2 protein-coding genes are annotated in these 3,414 nt (G+C 61.5%); one reads left to right on the top strand and one right to left on the bottom strand.

What is annotated here, in order from left to right; genetic code table 11:
* Window positions 1-90: 90 nt before the first annotated feature.
* Window positions 91-2,253 (bottom strand): 4-alpha-glucanotransferase, encoded by a 2,163-nt coding sequence (gene malQ / locus B3C64_RS04690; protein ID WP_291534073.1) that lies wholly within the window; start codon window positions 2,251-2,253, stop codon window positions 91-93.
* A 338-nt stretch (window positions 2,254-2,591) separates the two neighbouring features.
* On the opposite strand from malQ, the gene B3C64_RS04695 reads away from it, so the two are divergent.
* Window positions 2,592-3,383, top strand: a complete 792-nt coding sequence (locus tag B3C64_RS04695; protein WP_291534075.1) for an HAD family hydrolase — start codon at window positions 2,592-2,594, stop codon at window positions 3,381-3,383.
* The last annotated feature ends 31 nt before the right edge of the window (window positions 3,384-3,414 follow it).

Here is a 3,414-nt window from a genome sequence, read left to right on the forward strand (position 1 = left end):
GCCATCCGGACGGGCGCGATGCATATATGCCAGCGGTATTGTGGCGACGGCGCGGTGCCAAGGTACGCTATCGCCGAATGCGCGTGGAATCTATTTCCCGCCATTCATAATCGCGGCCAATGATTGCACGCGTGGTAGATCGAACACCTCATCGGTATGCACCACACGATGATGCTCGTCGGCAAGCGGCACGCGCCAATTGCAGTATTCGGAGGACGTGCCCGGCTGGTTCTGCGAGCGGGTCTCGCCCACGCCATCCACCAGCGCGGCCTGCAACAGCACGGACGGCGAATCAGTGAGCATTGTGTGCATCGCCTCGACGATGTCTTGGATATGGTCGTCGACGTTCGCCGCGGTCTCCGGCGTGATGAGGCCGCTTGCCGTCAGCCGGTCCAGCATGGCCTGCCGTTCCGCGGCCGCGGAGGCTTGGAACTCCTCGACCGGTTCGGAAAGCAGATGCAGCCTCTCGCGTAGTTTGACATGCTCGAATTGCAGGTAGCCTGCGGTTGGCGGCAGATCATGCGTGGTGACGGACGCCAGCGCGTACTTGCGGTACGCGGACGGGTCGGCATAGGGGTCTCCGGCGTTGGGGGAGTCGTCCACGCGGGCGAACCATTCCACCACGCAGCCCAGCAGACCATGTTCGGCAAGCACCGTGCGCACGTAATCCGGCACGGTGCCGAGGTCCTCGCCGATGACCAGCCCATTCGCGCGCGTCGCCTCGATGGTGAGAATCGCGATCATCGCCTCGTGATCATAGGCGACATACGCTCCGCCGCGCGCGCCCTCGCCTTGCGGAATCCACCACAGGCGGAACAATCCAAGCACATGGTCAATGCGTATCGCGCCCGCATGGGAGAACATGGTATGCACCATGTCGCGGTACACCGCATAGCCGGTTTCGGCCAGGTGCTTCGGATTGAACGGCGGCTGGCCCCAATCCTGCCCCTGTTGGTTGTAGAAATCCGGCGGACAGCCCACGGTGACGCTGCCGACGGCGAACCGTTCGGGATTCCACCACACGTCCGCGCCGAGCGAATGCACGCCCACGGCCATATCCTGAATCAGACCGAGCGCCATGCCGCTGTCGCGGGCCGCACGCTGCGCGTCGGCCACTTGCCCATCTGCGATCCATTGCAACCAGCATTCGAAGTCGACCATGTCGGCGTGGTCGCGCATCAATGCGGCCACTTCCGGCGAATCGCGGTTCGTGTCATGGAACCACATGCTTTCCCAGGGCGCTCCCCAAACCTGGAAGGCCACGGACCATGCGGCGAACGCCTGAAGATCAGATCCTGCGGTCCGCTTGAACGCATCGAATGCGGCCTGGCGTTCGGCGGAGCGCGGCACGGCGTAGATGAGTCGCAGCGCCTGGCGCTTGTGCCGCCACGCGGAATTGATGTCCATCGGCTCCGCGCTGTCGTTGGCCGGCACGACCTCGTTGTGCAGCCGCTCCACTTCGGCTTCGCCCTCCGGGGTGAGCCGCGCGTACTCCGGAATGTTCTGCGGGCGGATATAGGTGACGTTGAGGAAGCGTCGGGACTCCGGCAGATACGGCGAAGGCTCAAGCGGCTCGACGGGCGCGGTGGCATGGATCGGATTGATCAGCATGAAATCGGCGTGCGACTTCTTTGCCGCGTCGATGAGCAATTCCCGCAGGTCGCCGTAGTCGCCCACGCCCCAGGATTGCGCGGAACGGATGGAATACATCTGTGCCATCCACCCCCAGCGCTGTCGTTCCGACACCGAGGTGGGCGGCGTGATGCGCGCCGGCGCGCAGATGAGCGTGGCATCGCCGTGCCGCGTTCCCGCTTCGACGTGCAGGGTATGGTATCCCACCGGAATATCGTCGGGCAGATTGAGGCTCAACGTGCCGTCATCCTGTTCGATGAGGTGGGTACGAAGACCGCCCATGTAGGGTGAGCCGTCCTCAAGCGTCAGGCGGAGCGTCACGTCGTCGCCCTGCGCGCGGATCGGCGTGCTGGCGGGCTTCCCGACGAATTTCACGATGGTCGGCTCGACCAATGTGTCGGCGATGCGCCGTCTGGCCGCCGTGTATGAGGCGGCGATCGCCTCGTTGCTGGATGCGTCCACGCCGAGGGCGGCCAGCACGGAGACGAGCACCTCGTCGCGAATTTCCACGTAGGTGCCGAGCTGATCGATATAGGAAGTGGCGATGCCGTTGAGTTTGGCAAGTTGGATGAGCGGGCGTGCGATTCGTTTCGCGCTTTCGGTGTGCTGGGGTGCTGCCATGCCGTCCCTTCTTTCCCGGGTCGTTCCTGACCGATGATGCTGTTTTGCGGGGGCCGCGCGCTTCGGTGCGCCGGTCGGATATATCAATGAATATAGCATGGGATGACATCGTTTGCAACATGGATATGATGTGAATACGTGTTGTAAATACTGTTTATATGTGAGAAAGACTATGTAATGAGTGGTCTTTTATGTATTTTCTATGCAGAACGTTTGCAATGTTGTTCATAGGTACCCCCGAAATCACGAAGTTGCGGTAGTCTGGATGCAATGACGATTGCAATGCGGCCGTCGTCATGGAAAGCAATCAGGCGACGACGCCGGCGAAAGGATCTGTTATGGAAAGCATGACGCATATTCCCCGATATGAGGTGGTGTTTTTCGATTTATACGGAACGTTGGTCGATATTCAGGTCGATATGCAGGTGGACGCCGCATGGCGGGCGCTTTTCGAAACGGCGCGGGCATTGGGCGCCGAATACGAATCGGTGGCGGCGCTTCGCAATCGATTCGAGCAATTGGAGGCCCGTGAAATGGTGCACCAGTCGAACCATGCCATCGTGCGTAATGGCTGTGGGGAATTCAATGTGCTGCCGGTGTACCGGTCGCTGTTGATGAACCGCAGCGACGAGGCAGAGCGACGATTGGCCTTGCCGCAGGCCGCGGAAAAAGCCGCTTGGTCGTTCCGGCGCGGCGCCACCAGCAGACTGCGGGCATATCCCGGCGCGATCGATGCGATTACGCGGCTGCAGGAGGCCGGTGTGGTCGTGGCGCTGTTGTGCAACGGCCAATCATGCTATGTCCGGCCCGAACTCGATGTCACAGGCCTTGCGGGCGTCCTCGACGACGTCATCATCTCCAGTGAGGAGAAAATCCGCAAACCTTCCAAAGATCTGTACATGCTGGCCCTCGACCGCGAATTCGTCGTCGCAGGCAAGGCATTGGTCGTGGGCAACAGCGAAGAGCGTGACGTGGTCGGAGCGCAATCCATGGGAATCGACGCCGTGTATTTTCATACGGCGTCATCGCCCGCCGGCGACCATGAGACGTCGGAATCCGCGGTGCGGTCGTTCTTGGGAGCCGATTTCGAGGGATTGCTTCGATACGTGTTGCGCGAGAATCCTGAATGATCGGACGCGGACGATGCATGGGTGGCGCGCG

The organism is Bifidobacterium sp. UBA6881, from assembly GCA_002451435.1.
In the GTDB taxonomy this organism is placed as follows: domain Bacteria; phylum Actinomycetota; class Actinomycetes; order Actinomycetales; family Bifidobacteriaceae; genus Bifidobacterium.

Excerpts from the sequence above, each read along its gene's own strand:
- malQ (WP_291534073.1), bottom strand. The coding sequence starts at position 2,253 with ATGGCAGCACCCCAGCACACCGAAAGCGCGAAACGAATCGCACGCCCG.
- B3C64_RS04695 (WP_291534075.1), top strand. The coding sequence starts at position 2,592 with ATGGAAAGCATGACGCATATTCCCCGATATGAGGTGGTGTTTTTCGAT.